Origin of the sequence: Paenibacillus lacisoli, from assembly GCF_030580655.1 — a bacterium.
In the GTDB taxonomy this organism is placed as follows: Bacteria; Bacillota; Bacilli; order Paenibacillales; family Paenibacillaceae; genus Paenibacillus; species Paenibacillus lacisoli.
Map to the genome: position 1 here is coordinate 157,798 of NZ_JAUQTB010000004.1, position 17,289 is coordinate 175,086.

Sequence of the window (17,289 nt, forward strand, 5' to 3'; positions counted from 1 at the left end):
GTCCTTTTTAGTGTGGAGTTAAAGATATCCGGTAGACTCTGGCTTCGTAGGGCCGCAGCTCAAGCTTGCGCAGGTCCTCGCCATCCACGGGTTGATAGTTGGAGATCAGCAGCTCTGCCTGCCGCGGCAGCCCTTCCGGCCATTCAAAAACCGGGCTGCGATCAAAGAAGTTCAGAATAACAAGCAGGCAATCGTTCTCGAGCGTACGTGTATACACATACATTTCCGGATCCAGCGGCAGCAGCAATTTATATTCCCCGTATACGATGACTTCATGCTGCTTGCGCAGGGAAATCAGCTTCCGGTAATAATGATAGATCGAATCTGGATCCTGACGTGCGGCTTCTACATTGATGGTACTGCAGTTCGGATTGACGCCAATCCAAGGCTCGCCATCTGTGAAGCCACCGTGAACCTCATGATTCCACTGCATCGGCGTCCGGGCATTATCCCGGCTTTTCTTCTCAATGGCATCCATAATCTTGGTCTCAGCGACGCCTGCTTTCCTTTGCTGCTCGTAATAGTTGAGCGTCTCCACATCCCGATAGCTGTCAATGCTGCCATAGCGAATATTGGTCATCCCAATCTCCTCACCCTGATAGATATAAGGTGTCCCTTCCAGAGTATGAATGAAGGTAGCCAGCATCTTGGCTGATTCCTCCCGGTATCTCTTGTCATTACCAAATCGGGATACCGGCCGCGGCTGATCGTGATTGCTCAGGTAGTTCGCGTTCCAGCCCCGGTCATGCAGCACAGTCTGCCAGCGGCTCATAATTTTCTTAAGCTCCACCAGTGTCCAGGTGCGGATGTCCCACTTGCCTGTTCCGGGTGATCCTGCGTCCAGATACATGTGCTCGAACTGAAACACCATGTTAAGCTCATTACGTTCGTTGCCGACATAGTCTAACGCCCGCTCGGGACCGAGGCCGGACGTTTCCCCCACCGTCATAATATCGTATTCGTCCAGCACATCTTCATTCAGCTTGCGCAGCAGGACATGAACCTTGTCCAGGTTGCTGAAGAGATGGTAGGCCTGTACATATGGCAAATGCTCCGGATTCTCCCCATCCGGCAGGCCCTCGGCTTTGACAATATGGGCAATCGCGTCAAAACGGAAGCCGTCGACCCCCTTCTTCAGCCACCACTGCACCATGCGGTGAAGCTCCTTGACCATCTCTTCGTTCTCCCAGTTCAGATCAGGCTGATGCTCCGAATATAGATGCATGTAGTAGTCACCGGTCTGCTTGTTGTATTTCCATACCGAGCCGCTGAAATATGATTCCCAGTTGTTCGGCAGGTGGCCGTCTTTGGCTTCCTGCCATATGTAATAATCCCGTTTGGGGCTTTCTTTGGAAGAACGTGCCTCCGTAAACCAAGGATGCTCGTCAGAGGTGTGGTTGAGCACCAGATCCATCATGATCTTGAGACCCCGGTGATGCGCTTGGCTCAGGAGCTCGTCAAAGTCTTCCATCGTGCCGAACTCGTCCATAATGGCATAGTAGTCGCTGATATCATAACCGTTGTCATAGTTGGGGGATTTGTAAATGGGGCAAATCCAGATGACATCTACGCCAAGCTCTTTAAGGTAATCCAGTTTAGATAGAATCCCCCGCAGATCCCCTTTTCCGTCGCCGTCCGCGTCCTTGAAGCTGATCGGATAAATTTGATATACTACGCTTTCCTTCCACCAGGTTTTCACATCGGTCCACTCCCCTGTGACTCTTTAATATATGCAGCCCTTGTCCAGACAGCTCTACTTCATTTTATACACACACCTACCATTTAAGAATCCTTAACTTGACATAAAGGACGATCATGCTGATGGTCTCATCCACAAAAAAATCACTCCATCACGGCAGTGAAGCCGCAATCCAGGAGTGATTTCCCTTCACGAGCCGCGTTCTATTCAGCGCCTTACTCAAGACACTGTGATGTCATAGTGGGCGCGCCCTGTTTCGACGGTCATGGACTTACCATCCATGCGGGCCTGCATCATCTCTTCCACTGGGATGAGGAAGGTATTGCTTGGGAGCGGAAGCTCTTCCCCGCCCGGCTGAATGACCCGTCCTTCCCCCCGCAGATAGAGTACCGGCCCGCCTGTATAGTCATCAAGCGCATGCGTGTGATCATCATGTACTCCGCGATGCTCCAGCTTCAAGCGGACCTCGTCTGTATCGCCCTGCTCCAGCTTACGAATATACAGGCTGCTGCCGATCCGCTCATCGAGCCAGTCCATCATCGGCTGCAGACATTCATTCATCAATGTCCACGTCCTTTCGCTGTTTTAGCGCATCTGGGGAAAGAGTGACACAAGCTCCCTTGTAACCATCATTCGCTTTCATCTCATCCAGATGCTGCCGCATATTCTCGTCACCCGGCAGATCGGCTGTCAACTTCACCATAGGCGGATGAAATTCCACCTGTCCTCGTTTGTCTGTCTTGTTCACTTTTGTCCGCACCACCTTCCTGATCGTCACCAGCAGCCAATAGCCGAGAATGCACCTAGTATAACCGTTCCTCTGCTGGATTATCCTTCTGCAGGACTCTGCGGGCAACCCCCATTAATTTACATTTGACCAAGAATCAGTTACCCTCTAGGGAAGAGCTTCTGCTCTCCTGAGGTTCTACATCTATAAATGTAAGGAGGATTCTCTCTTGTCTTATAAACCGCAATCAACGGATGAATATAAGAGCCGTCCGGAATCGGCCGATTCCGAACCTGCAGCACATCATCCTGAAACGGCGGCATCCCGTCAAGCGCATCCGGATACCCGGCAGTCCGGTTCGACCGGACGTCCGCCGCTCCGGCCCGAGCCTTCCGGGCCGCCATCATCGGATCCGCCAGATGAACCTGAAGAGAAAAACAAATCCAAGAATGGACTATGGTATCTCGGCTCCTTGGCCTTGATTCTTCTGGCCAAAGGAAAATCACTGCTGACCCTGTTGAAATTCGGCAAGTTTGGCGGAGCCCTCGTCTCCATGGCTGCTTCGATCGGCGCTTACGCCCTCATTTATCCCTGGGGATTTGCGATCGGTTTGGTTCTTCTGCTCTTCATTCATGAAGTGGGGCATGTGCTGGCTGCCAAACGTAAGGGGATGCCAGTCTCCGCACCGTTGTTCATCCCCTTCATGGGTGCCTTGATCAACATGAAGCGGCACCCGGCAGATGCACAAACTGAGGCTTATATTGCCTTTGGCGGTCCGCTGCTGGGTACAGTCGGAGCTCTAGCTGTCTATGGAGCGGCTTACTACACGGGCAGTCCGCTGCTCTATTCGCTGGCTTATGTAGGCTTCTTCCTGAATTTGATTAACCTGCTCCCGATCCACCCCCTTGACGGCGGCCGTATTTCAACTGCAGTTACCCGCTGGTTGTGGCTGGTCGGTGTGGTGGGAGGACTTGCAGTTATTATCTATCTCAAATCGGTCTTGTTCTTTATCATCTGGGCCATGTTCGCCTATGATCTGTACAAGAAATTTGTACGCAGAGCTAAGCCTGGAGAGCAGGTCCGCACTTCGATCTCAAGCTTCCTTCTTCCTGTCGAGGTGCTGTCGCAGCAGCCGGGATTTCTGCTGCCCGCCCCAGACCACCGCCGTGAGCTGAGCTTTCAAACCTTCAGCACGCTGGACCGCGTCCAGCATGTGGAGCTGCGATGGGACAGTCTTGAATTTAGAGGTGAACTGGAGCTGCCTGAACAGGGTCTGATTCAGCGGACACGGGTCGCCGGACTGCAGCATCTTCATGAAGAAGACGGTCTTCATCTCAAGCTTTACTGTGAGGTGGATTATATTCCCTTCGAGAATAATCTCTATTACGAAGTTCCACAGGCTGTACGCTGGCGGTACGGAGTTGGCTACTTCCTGCTGGCCGCCTTCCTGGTGGTATGTATGTACAGCGTCCATCAGGTTGATGGATTTTTGGCTTTAGCAGATCATCGCCGCTAACCGATCACTGCTTCTTTCCGATATAAAAAGAAGGAAGGAGAGTGTATCATGTTCAGGAAATTAACTACTGCTTGTCTGGCCCTGCTGCTGCTTGGCGGTACGATGGCAGCTGTCCCTGCTGCCAATGCCCAAGGAAGCGGGGCTGCACAGAAATATAAGAACTGTACTGAGCTCCGCAAAGACTACAAGGGCGGAGTCGCACGCAGTGCCACTGTGAAGAACAAAGGCGGGAAAACCAAATACAAACCGTTTGTCTCTCAGGCGCTGTATGACCGGAACAGCGGCCTTGATCGGGATAAAGACGGAATAGCCTGTGAAAAATAACGGATGTATCCGGCATAAACCAAAAAACCACGATGAACTTCATCGTGGTTTTTTGGCGCGAGAGTAAGTTAGCCAAACACTAATCTCTTAATTCTGCTTGTCTGTATCCGGCTCATGATTCCAGTTCTGTACACCGTTATCCTCCAGGATGGCCAGCAGCGCATCCGAGATATCCGGATCAGTCAGCAGCTTGTCCCTTACACGGAATTTAATATCATCCGCATCCGCCAACGTAAGCCCCTTAACCAGCTCGATATATCCTTCGACATGGTACGTGCGGCCCTCCTGTAGAATACGCATCCGGTTAATGTCCGTCACCTGCGGATCAGCCAGGATAATGGCAGCTACCTTGTCCTCAATGTCTTTGGGAGCTGCGACGCCAATCAAGCCAACCATGTTGTCATAGCCCACTTTGAATACGACGCCGATCATCAGAAAGCCGATCAGAATCGTGGCAATGCCGTCCAGCAGCTTGAAATCGGTAAAAGTCGATACCACAACCGCAATGAGAGCCAGCAGGGAACCCGTCGTAGCGACAAGATCCTCATAAAATACAAGACGTGTCGGCGGGGCTGCCCTGCCCACGTTTTTGAAGGCGGATCCGAAAACAGCCATCCCCTTGGCCCCCGAGCGGGTTTCATGCGCGATCTCACGCATCGCCTTGGTCAAGACGTAACCATCCACCCCGATCGAGATCGCCAGCACAATGACATTCAGCAGCAAATGAGAAGCATGCGCCGGATGCGAGAGCATATGAAAGCCTTCAAGAATAGTCTCATAAGCCATAATAGATACAACGATAACTGCGGCCATACAGAAAATATTGATGACCCGGCCGAAGCCGACCGGGAATTTGCGTGAAGGGCTCCGCTCTGCCAGCACACTCCCCGTGAATACAAACCCTTGATTAATGGCATCGGCGATGGAATGCATGGCTGATGCAAACATGGCCCCGCTGCCGCTAAAAGAGGCTGCAATCCCTTTTAATATCGCAATACCCGTGTTCCCCAGTGCGGCTGCAGCCGATGAGGTGTTGCCTTTTTTAAGTGTCTCGATCAATGAGCCCATGTGTACTGCTGAACCTCCATTTCAAATTCTCCTGTTTGTTATATTGTATCCACGGAGGATTGGATTGAAAAGGAAATTAATTAACAAGTCTGAAGGTATATCTAAACATTTATGATAAAAATCGGCTGAAACGTTTAATTGCGAATTTCATTAATCCTTTTTCCACTTAGAAAGGCATGTCCCATCGTCAAATTTATCACCGTTTGAAATCCGTATTTTTCATACAACTTTCCGACCCAATCATTTATCGGGTATACCCAAAGCTGCTTTACGCCTCTGTTTTCTACCTCTTTTTGAATATAGTGAATTAATTCTCCTATCAAACCCTTGCCTCTATATTCTTCAACTGTAGCTACACTTTCCATTCGAATGTGTTTCTCATCTTCAAAGATACAAGCTGTTGAGCAGGGGACACCATCGTATCTGAGAAGGTAATGCGTGAAGAACGGATGATTGAATTGTTCCCTGTACACCTTTTCAATGGATTCCTTTCCTCCAAACTCTTTAATGCTTCCCTCAACATCCAGGGCTTCTTGATAATTTTCATCTGTAACTACTTCGATAACAACATGTTTATTATTCCTTATCTCAATCACTTGGTTATTCCACAGCTGAATAGGACTGTCCAGCTCCTCATAACCGAAGCCTCTAATTTTCAATTCATGAATGAGCTTCTGCTGAACTTCAACATTATAGATATACAACCGGGGTACAATCTTCTTGGCCTGATAAAATTGAATAATCTCGTCGGGCATTAACTGAGGATTCCTACACTCATCAACAATATGAGCATGATTGGAATCATAGTAACCGGGTTGGTTTTCATTATAAAAAAACGGTCCCCATGAGGTGTCCTTTCGTTTTGAAAAGGCCCCCAGATACGAAATATCAAGCATTAAAAGCTCCCTTACGTTTAACATGGCTTCCTCCGGTGTCCGTCATATTTTTCAAAACCTATCGAATCTGTAAAAAAACGTTCTAACGGGTTGTTAAAATTCATATTTAATCCACTTTTATAATAGAGTTCAGCAGGAGGCTGAACATACACAGACAGATGCGCAACCATCTTACATTCCAGGGAGGAAAACAGGATGAACAGCAATGTACAGGTTTTGCCCGTAGAGACACTCAGCGTTCCAGGTAATATCAATGTGGACATGGCCTCCGCTTCCGGCGGAGGAAAACGCAGACTTATGGTCAGCGATAACCCTGAGACGCTCACACCCCAAAGCCTGCCGGAGAACACCGGGACGCTCTGGCATGATGTAGTGCAGACAACACGCCATTCCGTGAAGCACCGGATTTTCGGCTGGCATTACAACCTGACTGGTGTGGATGTACAGATCGGGGTGACTGTCGAGAACAAGTGCTCCGACCGGATTGAAGTCCGCCACATTGAGCGAAGTCTGGTTATCAGCCCAAGCGACGGCAATTGGCTGATTGACGTGGGGCAGAAGCTGGCGGTCGATTGTATCGGCGGTACACTGGAAGCCATTCGCCCGGTCGATCCTTACAAATTCGGTGCAGGTAACGCTCTCCTAGAATCGTTCGGGCTCCCCGCTGGCAGTCTGGCCGGATTTATTTATGAATTTACCGTGGAACATGCGGACGGGCGCGGCAGTCTCGATTATAGGGTCCGGACCGTGGCCAGCAAAGATGCGGAAACGGATCTGCGGGAGATCACCGCTCCCGCTCTGCCAGCTCTCCCGCCTCCTCAAGGGCACCCTCGCGGCGTATGGCCGTTCTCGCTCACAGATGCTGTGACACCTGTCTACACAGTAGGCACCAGCGCCAACTACCGTGCCTGTGCTTCCAAGACACTCAGTGGTGGGGTGCCTGCGGATCTGCTGTATCGCGCCGCTTCAAGCCTGCTGGAGCCTGCGCTCGATAACAGCGGACAGTTCGGTGCCGTCTACCAGGTAACCATTCCGATCCGCAATACGGGCAGTGAGACGAAGACCGTACGAATTCGCATCAATCCTCGCGGCGGCGCCTTCGCCGGTGCCGTTCGGGTCGGAGACGATGTGTACGGAGTCCCTCTGCTCCGCGACAATACTAAAGCTTGCCGCATAGCTGACCTTGCTGTTGCTCCAGGCGAGACCGCGTTCACCTTCCAATTTATGACCGGCGGAGCATCAAGCACACCGCTTGGCATCTATGTCACTACGGAGTAAAAGCATAAAAAGGCACTCCAGAGCCAAATCCGGGGTGCCTTTCTGCTGATTAGTTTTCATTTACCTTACTGATAGCGGATGAGCTGTCGGTTTGCCGAACAGGTAACCCTGCGCCAGCGTAATGCCGGCTTCCCTGCAGAACCGGAATTCCTCAGGCCGCTCGATTCCCTCAGCCAGGACCTGCCCTCCGAAACGGCTGGCCGATTCAATAATTTCGGAAATCTGACGCTGCTTCTCGGTATCGGTATCACAGCCATCCACAAGGCCGCGGTCAATTTTAACATAGTCCGGTTCCAGATGACGCAGGACCTCAACCGTGGAATAACCAGAGCCGACATCATCCAGCGCTACAGAAATGCCGTTCTGACGGTATACATCAAAGATCCGCTGCAGCCGTGCCATGCTCTCGATCTTCTCCGTCTCGACCACCTCGAACACGAAATCGTTGGGATCCTGCTCCAGCCGTTCAATCGCTTCAAAGGTATGCGTCAGACAGTATTCAGGATTATAGATAGAGGAAGGCAGGAAGTTGATGAAACGTTTGAAGCCTCTGGGCAGAAACTGGGCACCTGTCTCGATCGCAGAAATCCGGGCTGCGCGGTCCAGGAATGAATGCAGGCCTGTTGTCCGTGCCACATCAAACAATTTATAAGGTTGAAAAGGAGCGCCACCCTGCGAGGGCCGAAGCAGAAATTCATAACCCACGACCGCTTGGGACCGGTCAACGATCGGCTGCATATGACTGGTAAACTGGCGGTCTATGATAATGCTGACGATATCGTAATTCTCCACTCTCTGTTCCATCAGGCTAAGAGGAAACCAGTTTTCCGGGATATCACTTTTGCTGCCATCAATGGATAAAGTCAGACCGTTCTTCAATTCCTCCGGCAGCTTGCGAAGGCTCCGAAGCATGTACAGCAGCTGCTCCCGGTCCTGATATAATATGCAAGCCGTGCCATTCTCAATTGCAACAAAATAGCCCTCATCTTCCAAATGGTGAATCAGTACGGGAGTCGTGGGCAGAAACCTAACGGTTCCTTGGTCCTCAATGGGTTGGATTGCTCTGCAGCCGCTGCACGTCATGGGGCTCCTCCTTGATCGCTATAATCTGTCAAGCATAGTCATTTTTTTCCTCGCTTGTTACGATTATAGCACAAATGTCCTATTTATTCTGAGTTTTTTCTGCGCTCTACTGATTCTCAGGTATCATTTTTTTCGTTTTTAACAGGAGGGCGACTTAAATTCCCCCGTTTTTATTAACCCAAAAAGCGCCCCATGTAAACACGGGACGCTAAGAACTGTCATCTATCGGCAGAAATTTATCTCTCCCATACCTGACGGCCGGTATCCTTGCTGCTGTATTCAATACGGGTCGGTGTAATATCCAGAATTACATAATCCGGATCCTCCGGTCCCTCGAACCACTGCTTCAGCTCATCATTCCAGACTTTACTGCGCAGCTCTTCATTTTTGGTGATATCAGCGGTGCCCTCGATCTCCACCACTTCCTTGGTTCCGCCAGCCTCGTAGCCCAGCAGCAGAGCAATGTTGGAATTCTGCTTTAATTCCTCTACTTTGTGGGTTTTACGGTCGGTCACAAGATGAATGTTCAATCCATCATTAAATACGGCCATATAACGTACTTTGGGCTTACCCGCTTCAACGGTCCCGAAGGATCCGAATTTATTGTTACTGATCGCCTGAACGATCGCCTGTTCCAGCTGGGTACGGTCCATTACCTGGGTTTTGTTCATGTCCAAAAACTCCTTTCACAAAGTAAGTGTACAACTATAGTGTACCCGTAGCATGGACAATTGAACCCTTGGTCAGCCCTTCGGGTGCGGCGCAGTCAGTTTTTCCATTCCGCCGACATACGGCTGCAGCGCCTTAGGAATTCGTATCGAACCATCCGCTTCCTGATGATTCTCCAGCAAGGGAATAAGAATGCGCGGAGCGGCAACCGCTGTGTTGTTCAGCGTGTGACAGTAGCGGAGCTGGCCCTTCTCATCCCGGTAACGGATGTTGGCACGGCGGGCCTGGAAATCCAGCAGATTCGACGACGAATGCGTTTCACCAAACGCCCCGCGCCCTGCCATCCATGTCTCGATATCCCACTGTTTGAACGTCTTTTGTGACATATCTCCTGTACAGACAGCCATGACACGGTAAGGCAGCTCCAGCAGCTGCAGAATCTGTTCAGCATGAGCTGTAATCTCAGTATGCAGTAATTCCGAAGTCTTCAGGCTGCCTTCACAGATCACCACCTGCTCTACTTTGGCAAACTGGTGAACCCGGTACAAGCCGCGCACATCCCGTCCGGCCGAACCTACTTCACGGCGGAAGCATGCCGATATCCCCGCCAGCCGGATCGGTTCCCGGACGTCCACCGTCTCTCCGGCATAATACGAGATAAGCGGTACCTCCGAGGTGCCAGCCAGCCAGCGGTTTTCTTCTGCGATCCGGAAGGTCTGGTTCTGTCCGCTCGGGAAGAAGCCGGTATGCTCCAGCGCCTCACCGCGGACCATAAGCGGTACCTCCATCGGAACAAAGCCCTTCTCACAGAGCAGATCCAGTGCCAGCTGCTGGACAGCCCGGTGAAGCAGCAGCCCGGCACCCTTCAGATAATAACTGCGCGCCCCTCCTGTCTTGACACCGCGTGTGATATCTACGATGCCATGCAGCTCGCCAAGTTCGACATGATCACGGATCGGAAAATCAAAGACGGGTAATTCTCCGACGTGCCGTACCACCACATTATCTGCATCGCTTGCTCCTCTTGGCGAATCCGGCGATACGAGGTTAGGTACCTGCAGCAGCTTTTGGCGAATCGTTTCTTCGACGGCTGCCAGCTTCAGCTCCTCCTCGGTGATACGGTCATTCAGCTGCCGCATTTCCTGTCTGCACCGGACAGCTTCAGGATGCCCGCTCCCTTGTATCTTCAGCAGCCTCCCCATTTCAGCCGACCCTTCATTACGCTCCTGACGCCAAACTTCAATACGTCCCAGCGTGTTCCGGCGCAGGACATCAAGTTCCAGCAGCTCCTCCACCGATACGTCCAGCCCCTTCAAGATAGCCGCCTCCTGCACCGCTTCCGCATGCTCCCTGACCCATTTCATATCCAACATTCCACTCGCTCCTTTATCTGATGTGAACGACAAAAAGCACCCCTCGTCACTTGGGACGAGGAGTGCTTGGACTCGCGGTGCCACCCAATTTGCCTGAACGCAGAACGTTCAAGCCTCTTTGGTTCCGCGGTAACGGGCGGTGTCCGGTTCACTTAGGAACATGGCGGGCACAGGCCGGCCAGTCTTGACGAGAACGCCTCCGAGTTGGATTCTCTTCACGGGCATAATTCATGTTTGGATTTATTGTTAACCAGTATATAAGATAACATTCGGTAGATCAAGCCTCTTGCTTGTTCCGTACCATCCAAAGGGACTCGGCTGTTCGTTTTGCTGGACACCCCGGTCCTTAAGGACTATAATCATCCTAGTAAATCCCGACAATCTGCATATAGCAACCAGGGGAGCTGGAACGGCCGGCTGAGAGTGTATCTTCGATACTGACCCTTATAACCTGATCTGGATAATGCCAGCGTAGGAATGTGTTTAATTGATGTGCCATGACGGCCATCCTTTTCCTTTGATGCGCATGCGTCCCGAATAACGGGGCGCTTTTTTTGTGAAGAATGACAGCTACGGGTTACACGGTTTTGCTGTGCGGCCTGCGGGTATAAGCAAAGGAGAGACAGTAACATGAAACGAAGCAAAGCGTGGATGCTCCCACTGACAGCCCTGATCATTCTGGCGTTGACAGCCTGCGGGGGCAGCAAACCGGACAGCCCAGGCACCTCGGAAGGGTCTGCAAAAGGCAGTGATAAGCCGCTGAAGGATGTCAAAGTGGTGCTGGACTGGACGCCGAATACGAATCATACCGGACTGTATGTGGCCAAAGAGAAAGGCTTTTACGAGAAGGAAGGACTTAACGTCGAGATTGTGCAGCCGGGGCAGGCTTCCGCTGACGACCTCGTCGCTTCCAACAAGATTCCCTTCGGGATCAGCTATCAGGAGAGCGTGACCCAGGCGCGGATTCAGGGTGTGCCTCTTGTATCCATTGCAGCTGTTATTCAGCACAATACCTCCGGCTTCGCCGCTCCAGTAGACCGCAGTATCCAATCACCCAAGGATTTTGAGGGCAAAACTTATGGCGGCTGGGGATCCCCTGTTGAGGAAGCCGTTATGAAATCCATCATGGACCTGCAGGGTGCTGATGTGAAGAAAGTCAAGAATATCAATATCGGCGATGCCGATTATTTTACAGCGGTCAAAAGGGATATTGATTTTGCCTGGATTTATTATGCCTGGACCGGTGTGGAAGCCGAACTGCGCGGTGAACCGCTCGACATGCTGTATGTAAAAGATTACTCCAAAGATCTGGACTATTACACTCCGGTAATTGTGACCAATGAAGAGACGATCAAGAGCGATCCGGAGCTGGTCAAGTCATTCATGAAGGCTACTTCCGAAGGCTATAAATTCGCTATCGACAAGCCGGAGGAAGCCGCGGGTATTTTGTCCGCAGCAGTACCGGAGCTTGACAAAAAGCTGGTCGCTGCCAGCCAGAAATGGCTGAGTCCGCGTTACCAGGATGATGCTTCCCAGTGGGGAGTTCAGAAGGCGGAGGTCTGGAGCAACTACGCCACCTGGATGTATGACCACAAGCTTCTCGATAAGCAGCTCGAGGCCGATAAGGCATTCACGAACGACTTTTTACCAAAAGAATAAACCCGGCCTCATTCAAGCAAATCATTTATAGATTTACCGGAAATTATTCATATAAAGGAGACGATAAATCATGGCTAACACCCTGCTCAGCATTCAGGTCATTCCAAAAACGCCCGGCAACGAAAATTCATACGCATATGTAGATAAAGCTATTGAAGTGATTCAGCGCTCAGGTGTTAAATATCAGGTTCATCCGCTGGAGACAACGATGGAGGGTGAGCTGTCCGACCTGCTGCGGATCGTTCAGGACATGCATGAGGCGCTTATCGAGGCTGGCAGTCCCAGCGTCATCTCCCAGATCAAGATTGCCCATACTCCAACTGGTATCAGCATGGACACGCTGACCGAGAAATACCGTCCATGAGATCCTGGTGGAACCTCGCATGGCCGCCCGTTGTGGCGGTCATCTTGTTTTTGGCAGGCTGGCAGCTGGCCGTCTCGGCTTTTCACATTGAGGCATGGCTGCTCCCCAGTCCTTTGCAGATCGTACGCAAGGGCTGGGAGCAGGCAAGTGTCCTGACCGGGCATACCTGGGCAACGGTCAAACTGACCTTGATGGGCTTCCTGATTGGCGTCGGAACGGGACTCCTGATTGCCATGATTCTGCATCTGATCCCTTTTCTGCGATCGGCGCTTTACCCGCTGCTGATTCTGAGCCAGAACGTACCGGCCATTATTTTGGCCCCTCTGCTGATGATCTGGTTTGGCTTTGGGCTGCTCCCCAAACTGATCGTCATTACGCTGGTATGCTTCTTCCCGGTCGCTGTAGCGGCTATGAGCGGCTTTAATCAGACAGACCGGATGATGCTGAACTATATGCGAATGGCCGGCGCAGGGAAACGGCAGATCTTCACGAAACTGGAACTACCGCATGCTCTGCCTTCTATTTTCTCTGGTCTTAAAATTGCCGCAACCTACAGTGTCATGGGGGCTGTGATTGCGGAATGGATGGGTGCGGACCAGGGCATCGGCTATTATATGAATCTTCAGAAATCAGGCTACCGGACCGACCTGGTCTTCGCAGCTGTATTTATTATCGTAGCCCTCAGCCTTCTGCTGTTCGGCCTCATCGCTCTACTCGAGAAAGGCGTTATCCGCTGGCGTCCACAAAGGCAAAATTCCTGACGCTTATGACATATACCTGTCAAAATTCGATGAAAGGAGCTGACCCTATGCCAACAGATCAGCTACAACATTCTTCGCAAAGCGGTGGAACTTCAGCCCCCGGCCCTTCGGCACCATCTGCTCTGGAAGTTGACCGGGTTCACCTCTCCTTCCGGGAGAACAAGCAGATCCTTCCAGTCCTAAACGATATTTCCTTGACCGTTCGTCAGGGAGAATTCGTCTCGATCATCGGACCTTCGGGCTCTGGGAAGAGCACCCTATTTAACCTGATCGGCGGCATGCTGAAGCCGGATCAGGGCCGAATTACGATCCAGGGCAAGGAGGCGGGCGGCCAGCGCGGCGTCATCAGCTACATGCCGCAGCAGCCGGCCCTGCTGCCCTGGCGTACCACGCTCGACAACGTGCTGCTCGGGCTTGAGGTGGCGCCGGATGCGCAGCGCGGCGGCCGGGATCTTGCACAGGCCCGGGAGGAGGCACGGGCCTGGCTGGCTCAGGCGGGGCTGGCCGAGTTCGAGCAGGCCTATCCGCACAAGCTGTCTGGCGGTATGCAGCAGCGGGCAGCTTTCCTGCGCGCGCTGCTCAGTCCGCAGGAACTGATGCTGCTGGACGAGCCGTTCAGCGCGCTGGATGCCTTGACCCGCAGCGATATGCAGCGCTGGCTGCTGGACATCTGGGAGCGCAGCCGGCGTTCTGTACTGTTCATCACCCATAACATTGAAGAGGCGCTGCTGCTGTCAGATACGATCTATGTCTTCTCAAGCCGCCCTTCGACCGTGCTTCATCGGGTGGAGGTTCCATTCCCCCGTCCCCGCACAGATGCCATGGCCGACGATCCCGCCTTCCTGGAGTGGAAGCGGACGTTATCCGGCTGGCTGCGTGAGGAACAGGCCAAGCAGGGCTGAATTTCCCGGCTTGGCCTGTTCCTGTAGTATCAAGCACAAGGAGGCTTATGTATGAATTCCGAACCGTCCCATGTTACCCTTGCCCCATTAATTGATGCGCATCTCCATCTGGACAGCTATAACGGGGAGGAGCAGCAGTTAATCCTTGATTCACTGTCTTCCAACGGGATAGAGCATTTGATTGCCGTTTCCATGAATTTGGCATCCTCACAGCATAATCTGGAGCTTGCATATCGTTCACCTGAGGTTCATCCGGCCTTCGGCTTCCACCCCGAGCAGAAGCTGCCATCCCCTGCCGAGCTGGATCGGCTGTTCTCCTGGATGGAAGAGCATCATGATCAGATGATTGCCGTTGGCGAAGTGGGGCTTCCTTATTACACCCGGCAGGAAGCCGAGCAAAAAGGCCATCTCTTCGAGACAGCCCCTTATGCTGCATTGTTAGAACGCTTCATGATCTTCGCCCGTCGTTATGATAAACCGATCGTCCTGCATGCCGTCTATGAGGATGCTGATACAGCGTGTAACCTGCTGGAGAAGCACGGAGTAACCCGTGCCCACTTCCATTGGTTTAAGGGAAACCCTGTCACCGTCCGCCGTATGGCAGATCAGGGATTTCATATCTCCTTCACACCGGATCTGCTCTACGAGGAAGAAATTCAGGAACTGGCACGTCAGTATCCGGAACATCAGGTTATGTCTGAGACGGACGGACCCTGGCCATTTGAAGGGCCCTTCACAGGCAGGCTTACTGACCCGGCTATGACTGCAGACGTAGCGGCTGCATATGCTCATCTCAAAGGATGGACCGAAGCTGAAGCAAGACAGCTGCTGTATACGAACGCCATGAATTTCTATCGGATTGGAAAGGGCAGCTGACCGTTAACCGCGCTTACGCTTAATAGCAGGTAAACGACTCAATCTGATTCAAATCCACACCAAGATAAGTCCAGAAGAAGCCGTTCCAGCGGAAGCCGGCAACCGAGTTGCGGCCCACGAATACCGGATAGAACCAGAAACGTTGACCATTACGCAGCCATACAAACGTGTTGCGGAACAAGCATCCGGCGATGGCACCCGGATCCACGGCGTACACCGACGTCAGCGGCTTGGGCGGGATAAAAGACGGCGGCGGGGAAGAAGGCTGCTGTGATCCAGGTCCGGGACCAGGACCTGGGCCTGGGGACGGAAATACCGGGCCGAAGGGATTGAATGGTCCTTGAGGGCCAAGAGGACCCACCGGGCCGACAGGCCCCGGAGGGTTCAAGGGTCCGATTGGACCGCCACCCGGACCGCCGGCAGGACCTGGAGGATTAAACGGACCTTGGGGCCCGACCGGACCTTGACCTCCTGGTCCACCGATCGGATTAAATGGGCCTTGAGGACTCAAGGGACCTTGATTTCCTGGGGGTGAAAAAATAGACACGATCAACTCACTCCTTATTGACTTAGGCTACTACAGCCTATGCGTGATATTCGCCCTGGTGCCTGGGCAGTCACCCAGAAAAGCCAATAAAGAAGGATACCCTGTCCTCCGTCAGCGGAAATCAGGGTACCCTTCTTGATGTCTATCATTTTGTTTACTGTTTCATGAAGCCCTTGGCTTCGAGGAACGGCTTCATATGCAGTCTCACCGGTTCAGTGAGGCGCGTTGCCATAATTTCAGACCACGAAGTCGTACGCTGGCCGCCGGTGCGCTCAGACAAATAATTTACCATCGTCTCATCATAGAGCTTCACCTGCTGAACCGTCTCTTCCTTATCGTAGCCGTTCATATGAAGAACAGCAGCCAGCGGCAGACGCGGACGTGTTCCCGGCTCCTGGTCCGGAACCCCGACGCACATGCCGAATGCCGGATACACCAGCTCCGGTAGTCCCAGCAGCTCGGAGACCTCCTGAATCCGGCTGCGGATCCCGCCAATATAGACAACCCCCAGCCCCATTGCTTCCGCTGCAATCGCTGCATTTTGAGAAGCAAGAGCTGCATCAATGGTAGCCACGGTAAAGTTCTCAACCGAGTCTTCATAGGATGCCTTGTCACCGATATAAGGCGCCGATGCCTGTTTCAGGCGATACAGATCTGCACACCATACAAGGAAAACCGGGCATTCCGCTACATATGCCTGTCCGCCCGCGAGTTCTGCCAGCTGACTCTTCAGCCCTTGGTCGGTAACCGCAATAACGGAGTAAGCCTGCACGTTACTGGAGCTGGATGCCATCTGGCCAGCGCCCACGATCGTGGCCAGCTGTTCCTGCGAGACAGGATCGCTTGTAAATTTGCGGATCGAACGATGCTTCATTAATAGAGATACTGTTTCATTCACGGCTTGTTCACTCCTAATCCCTGTAATATAAAACGAACGGCCTCTTCTGCCGCTTCATCCGGACCCAGCAGATCCTCTTCGTAAATATCCTCAAAATCATATGTCCGCTTATTGGACAAGGCTACCCCTTTAATAATGAGCAGGGTGGTAGACGAAGACTCAAAGGAGAAAACCCCTTCTTTTTTACCCCGAATGAGAAGCTTCTGCGCCTCTGACCAGACCGCCTTAAGATATTTCATAACAATACTGCGCCGCGGGGAGTTCATCATCATTTCCTGGTGAATGATATCACTCAGCTGCCGATCTCTGCTGGTGAAGTACATGATATTTTTGATCAGCAGAGTCAATCCGTCTACAGGAGACATGGCGTTAAAATCGACCCCAAGCATCTGGCGATGCGGGAAAAAGTGTTCAAAGATGGCCTGGAACACACCCTCTTTGCCTCCAAAATGATAGGAAACGAGCGCCACATTTGCACAGGCTTCCTCGCAAATTTGTCTGATGCTGGTGCCGTCATATCCTTTTTGGGAGAACAGCTTTTTGGCTGCCAGCATGATCCGCATTTTAATATCCGGTTCGGAATGGGTCATAAATGTAGGCTCCTCATCTTATGCTTACCCTATTATGAAACTTTGCAGACATGGAAGCA

19 protein-coding genes and 1 riboswitch are annotated in these 17,289 nt (G+C 52.1%); of the genes, 8 read left to right on the forward strand and 11 right to left on the reverse strand.

The features are described from left to right. Positions 1-7 precede the first annotated feature (7 nt). The 3 genes from Q5741_RS10120 to Q5741_RS10130 form a co-directional block, all read right to left on the reverse strand. Entirely contained in the window at positions 8-1,699 is a 1,692-nt protein-coding gene (locus Q5741_RS10120) for a glycoside hydrolase family 13 protein (protein ID WP_305023968.1), read from the reverse strand. A gap of 219 nt (positions 1,700-1,918) precedes the next feature. After that, positions 1,919-2,260 (reverse strand): hypothetical protein, encoded by a 342-nt coding sequence (locus Q5741_RS10125; RefSeq protein ID WP_305023969.1) that lies wholly within the window; start codon positions 2,258-2,260, stop codon positions 1,919-1,921. Then, entirely contained in the window at positions 2,253-2,477 is a 225-nt protein-coding gene (locus tag Q5741_RS10130; protein ID WP_305023970.1) for a hypothetical protein, read from the reverse strand. The genes Q5741_RS10125 and Q5741_RS10130 overlap by 8 nt, the downstream gene beginning before the upstream one ends. 421 nt (positions 2,478-2,898) lie before the next feature. Here Q5741_RS10130 and Q5741_RS10135 point away from each other — a divergent pair, with 421 nt between their 5' ends. Both Q5741_RS10135 and Q5741_RS10140 read left to right on the forward strand, forming a co-directional pair. Further along, positions 2,899-3,942, forward strand: coding sequence for a site-2 protease family protein (locus Q5741_RS10135; RefSeq protein ID WP_305024064.1), 1,044 nt, complete (start codon positions 2,899-2,901; stop codon positions 3,940-3,942). A 102-nt stretch (positions 3,943-4,044) separates the two neighbouring features. Then, the gene (locus Q5741_RS10140; RefSeq protein WP_305024065.1) at positions 4,045-4,266 is read left to right on the forward strand and encodes an excalibur calcium-binding domain-containing protein; all 222 of its coding nucleotides are present in this window, start codon (positions 4,045-4,047) and stop codon (positions 4,264-4,266) included. An 87-nt stretch (positions 4,267-4,353) separates the two neighbouring features. On the opposite strand, the gene Q5741_RS10145 is transcribed toward Q5741_RS10140, so the two are convergent. Together Q5741_RS10145 and Q5741_RS10150 are read right to left on the reverse strand one after the other, a co-directional pair. Continuing rightward, a complete protein-coding gene (locus Q5741_RS10145; RefSeq protein ID WP_305023971.1) occupies positions 4,354-5,334 on the reverse strand; it encodes a cation diffusion facilitator family transporter in 981 nt (326 codons plus the stop codon). A gap of 134 nt (positions 5,335-5,468) precedes the next feature. Beyond that, positions 5,469-6,254 (reverse strand): GNAT family N-acetyltransferase, encoded by a 786-nt coding sequence (locus Q5741_RS10150; protein ID WP_305023972.1) that lies wholly within the window; start codon positions 6,252-6,254, stop codon positions 5,469-5,471. A gap of 171 nt (positions 6,255-6,425) precedes the next feature. Between Q5741_RS10150 and Q5741_RS10155 the strand changes: the two genes are divergently transcribed. Further along, positions 6,426-7,508, forward strand: a complete 1,083-nt coding sequence (locus tag Q5741_RS10155; protein WP_305023973.1) for a hypothetical protein — start codon at positions 6,426-6,428, stop codon at positions 7,506-7,508. A 60-nt stretch (positions 7,509-7,568) separates the two neighbouring features. Here Q5741_RS10155 and Q5741_RS10160 read toward each other — a convergent pair whose 3' ends face one another. From Q5741_RS10160 to serS, 3 genes are all read right to left on the reverse strand, one after another. Then, positions 7,569-8,591: an EAL domain-containing protein gene (locus Q5741_RS10160; RefSeq protein ID WP_305023974.1), complete on the reverse strand. Its 1,023-nt coding sequence runs from the start codon at positions 8,589-8,591 to the stop codon at positions 7,569-7,571. A 236-nt stretch (positions 8,592-8,827) separates the two neighbouring features. Further along, complete coding sequence (locus Q5741_RS10165) at positions 8,828-9,262, reverse strand: pyridoxamine 5'-phosphate oxidase family protein (RefSeq protein WP_305023975.1); 435 nt, start codon at positions 9,260-9,262, stop codon at positions 8,828-8,830. Positions 9,263-9,334: 72 nt separating this feature from the next. Further along, entirely contained in the window at positions 9,335-10,633 is a 1,299-nt protein-coding gene (gene serS / locus Q5741_RS10170) for a serine--tRNA ligase (protein ID WP_305023976.1), read from the reverse strand. Positions 10,634-11,020: 387 nt separating this feature from the next. Continuing rightward, positions 11,021-11,128: riboswitch (TPP riboswitch) on the forward strand. 135 nt (positions 11,129-11,263) lie between these two features. Between serS and Q5741_RS10175 the strand changes: the two genes are divergently transcribed. The 5 genes from Q5741_RS10175 to Q5741_RS10195 all read left to right on the forward strand — a co-directional run bounded on the left by Q5741_RS10175 (position 11,264) and on the right by Q5741_RS10195 (position 15,195). Next, entirely contained in the window at positions 11,264-12,292 is a 1,029-nt protein-coding gene (locus tag Q5741_RS10175; RefSeq protein ID WP_305023977.1) for an ABC transporter substrate-binding protein, read from the forward strand. 70 nt (positions 12,293-12,362) lie between these two features. Next, positions 12,363-12,656: an MTH1187 family thiamine-binding protein gene (locus tag Q5741_RS10180; protein ID WP_305023978.1), complete on the forward strand. Its 294-nt coding sequence runs from the start codon at positions 12,363-12,365 to the stop codon at positions 12,654-12,656. Further along, positions 12,653-13,417 carry an ABC transporter permease gene (locus Q5741_RS10185; RefSeq protein ID WP_305023979.1) on the forward strand — a complete coding sequence of 255 codons (765 nt, stop codon included), beginning with the start codon at positions 12,653-12,655 and terminating at the stop codon, positions 13,415-13,417. Before Q5741_RS10180 ends, Q5741_RS10185 begins: the two co-directional genes overlap by 4 nt. A gap of 47 nt (positions 13,418-13,464) precedes the next feature. Beyond that, positions 13,465-14,319: an ABC transporter ATP-binding protein gene (locus Q5741_RS10190; RefSeq protein WP_305023980.1), complete on the forward strand. Its 855-nt coding sequence runs from the start codon at positions 13,465-13,467 to the stop codon at positions 14,317-14,319. A gap of 51 nt (positions 14,320-14,370) precedes the next feature. After that, entirely contained in the window at positions 14,371-15,195 is an 825-nt protein-coding gene (locus Q5741_RS10195) for a TatD family hydrolase (RefSeq protein WP_305023981.1), read from the forward strand. A gap of 19 nt (positions 15,196-15,214) precedes the next feature. Here Q5741_RS10195 and Q5741_RS10200 read toward each other — a convergent pair whose 3' ends face one another. From Q5741_RS10200 to Q5741_RS10210, 3 genes are all read right to left on the reverse strand, one after another. Continuing rightward, complete coding sequence (locus tag Q5741_RS10200; protein WP_305023982.1) at positions 15,215-15,742, reverse strand: transporter; 528 nt, start codon at positions 15,740-15,742, stop codon at positions 15,215-15,217. 154 nt (positions 15,743-15,896) lie between these two features. After that, a complete protein-coding gene (gene nfsA, locus Q5741_RS10205; protein WP_305023983.1) occupies positions 15,897-16,640 on the reverse strand; it encodes an oxygen-insensitive NADPH nitroreductase in 744 nt (247 codons plus the stop codon). Beyond that, positions 16,637-17,230, reverse strand: coding sequence for a TetR family transcriptional regulator (locus Q5741_RS10210; protein WP_305023984.1), 594 nt, complete (start codon positions 17,228-17,230; stop codon positions 16,637-16,639). The genes nfsA and Q5741_RS10210 overlap by 4 nt, the downstream gene beginning before the upstream one ends. Positions 17,231-17,289 lie beyond the last annotated feature (59 nt).

Bases quoted from the DNA above. Each gene is read 5' to 3' on its own strand.
- Q5741_RS10210 (WP_305023984.1), bottom strand. From the start codon at position 17,230: ATGACCCATTCCGAACCGGATATTAAAATGCGGATCATGCTGGCAGCC.
- Q5741_RS10160 (WP_305023974.1), bottom strand. From the start codon at position 8,591: ATGACGTGCAGCGGCTGCAGAGCAATCCAACCCATTGAGGACCAAGGA.
- Q5741_RS10155 (WP_305023973.1), top strand. From the start codon at position 6,426: ATGAACAGCAATGTACAGGTTTTGCCCGTAGAGACACTCAGCGTTCCA.
- Q5741_RS10185 (WP_305023979.1), top strand. From the start codon at position 12,653: ATGAGATCCTGGTGGAACCTCGCATGGCCGCCCGTTGTGGCGGTCATC.
- Q5741_RS10180 (WP_305023978.1), top strand. From the start codon at position 12,363: ATGGCTAACACCCTGCTCAGCATTCAGGTCATTCCAAAAACGCCCGGC.
- Q5741_RS10195 (WP_305023981.1), top strand. From the start codon at position 14,371: ATGAATTCCGAACCGTCCCATGTTACCCTTGCCCCATTAATTGATGCG.
- Q5741_RS10150 (WP_305023972.1), bottom strand. From the start codon at position 6,254: ATGTTAAACGTAAGGGAGCTTTTAATGCTTGATATTTCGTATCTGGGG.
- serS (WP_305023976.1), bottom strand. From the start codon at position 10,633: ATGTTGGATATGAAATGGGTCAGGGAGCATGCGGAAGCGGTGCAGGAG.
- Q5741_RS10165 (WP_305023975.1), bottom strand. From the start codon at position 9,262: ATGAACAAAACCCAGGTAATGGACCGTACCCAGCTGGAACAGGCGATC.
- Q5741_RS10190 (WP_305023980.1), top strand. From the start codon at position 13,465: ATGCCAACAGATCAGCTACAACATTCTTCGCAAAGCGGTGGAACTTCA.
- Q5741_RS10140 (WP_305024065.1), top strand. From the start codon at position 4,045: ATGGCAGCTGTCCCTGCTGCCAATGCCCAAGGAAGCGGGGCTGCACAG.
- Q5741_RS10125 (WP_305023969.1), bottom strand. From the start codon at position 2,260: ATGAATGAATGTCTGCAGCCGATGATGGACTGGCTCGATGAGCGGATC.
- Q5741_RS10145 (WP_305023971.1), bottom strand. From the start codon at position 5,334: ATGGGCTCATTGATCGAGACACTTAAAAAAGGCAACACCTCATCGGCT.
- Q5741_RS10175 (WP_305023977.1), top strand. From the start codon at position 11,264: ATGAAACGAAGCAAAGCGTGGATGCTCCCACTGACAGCCCTGATCATT.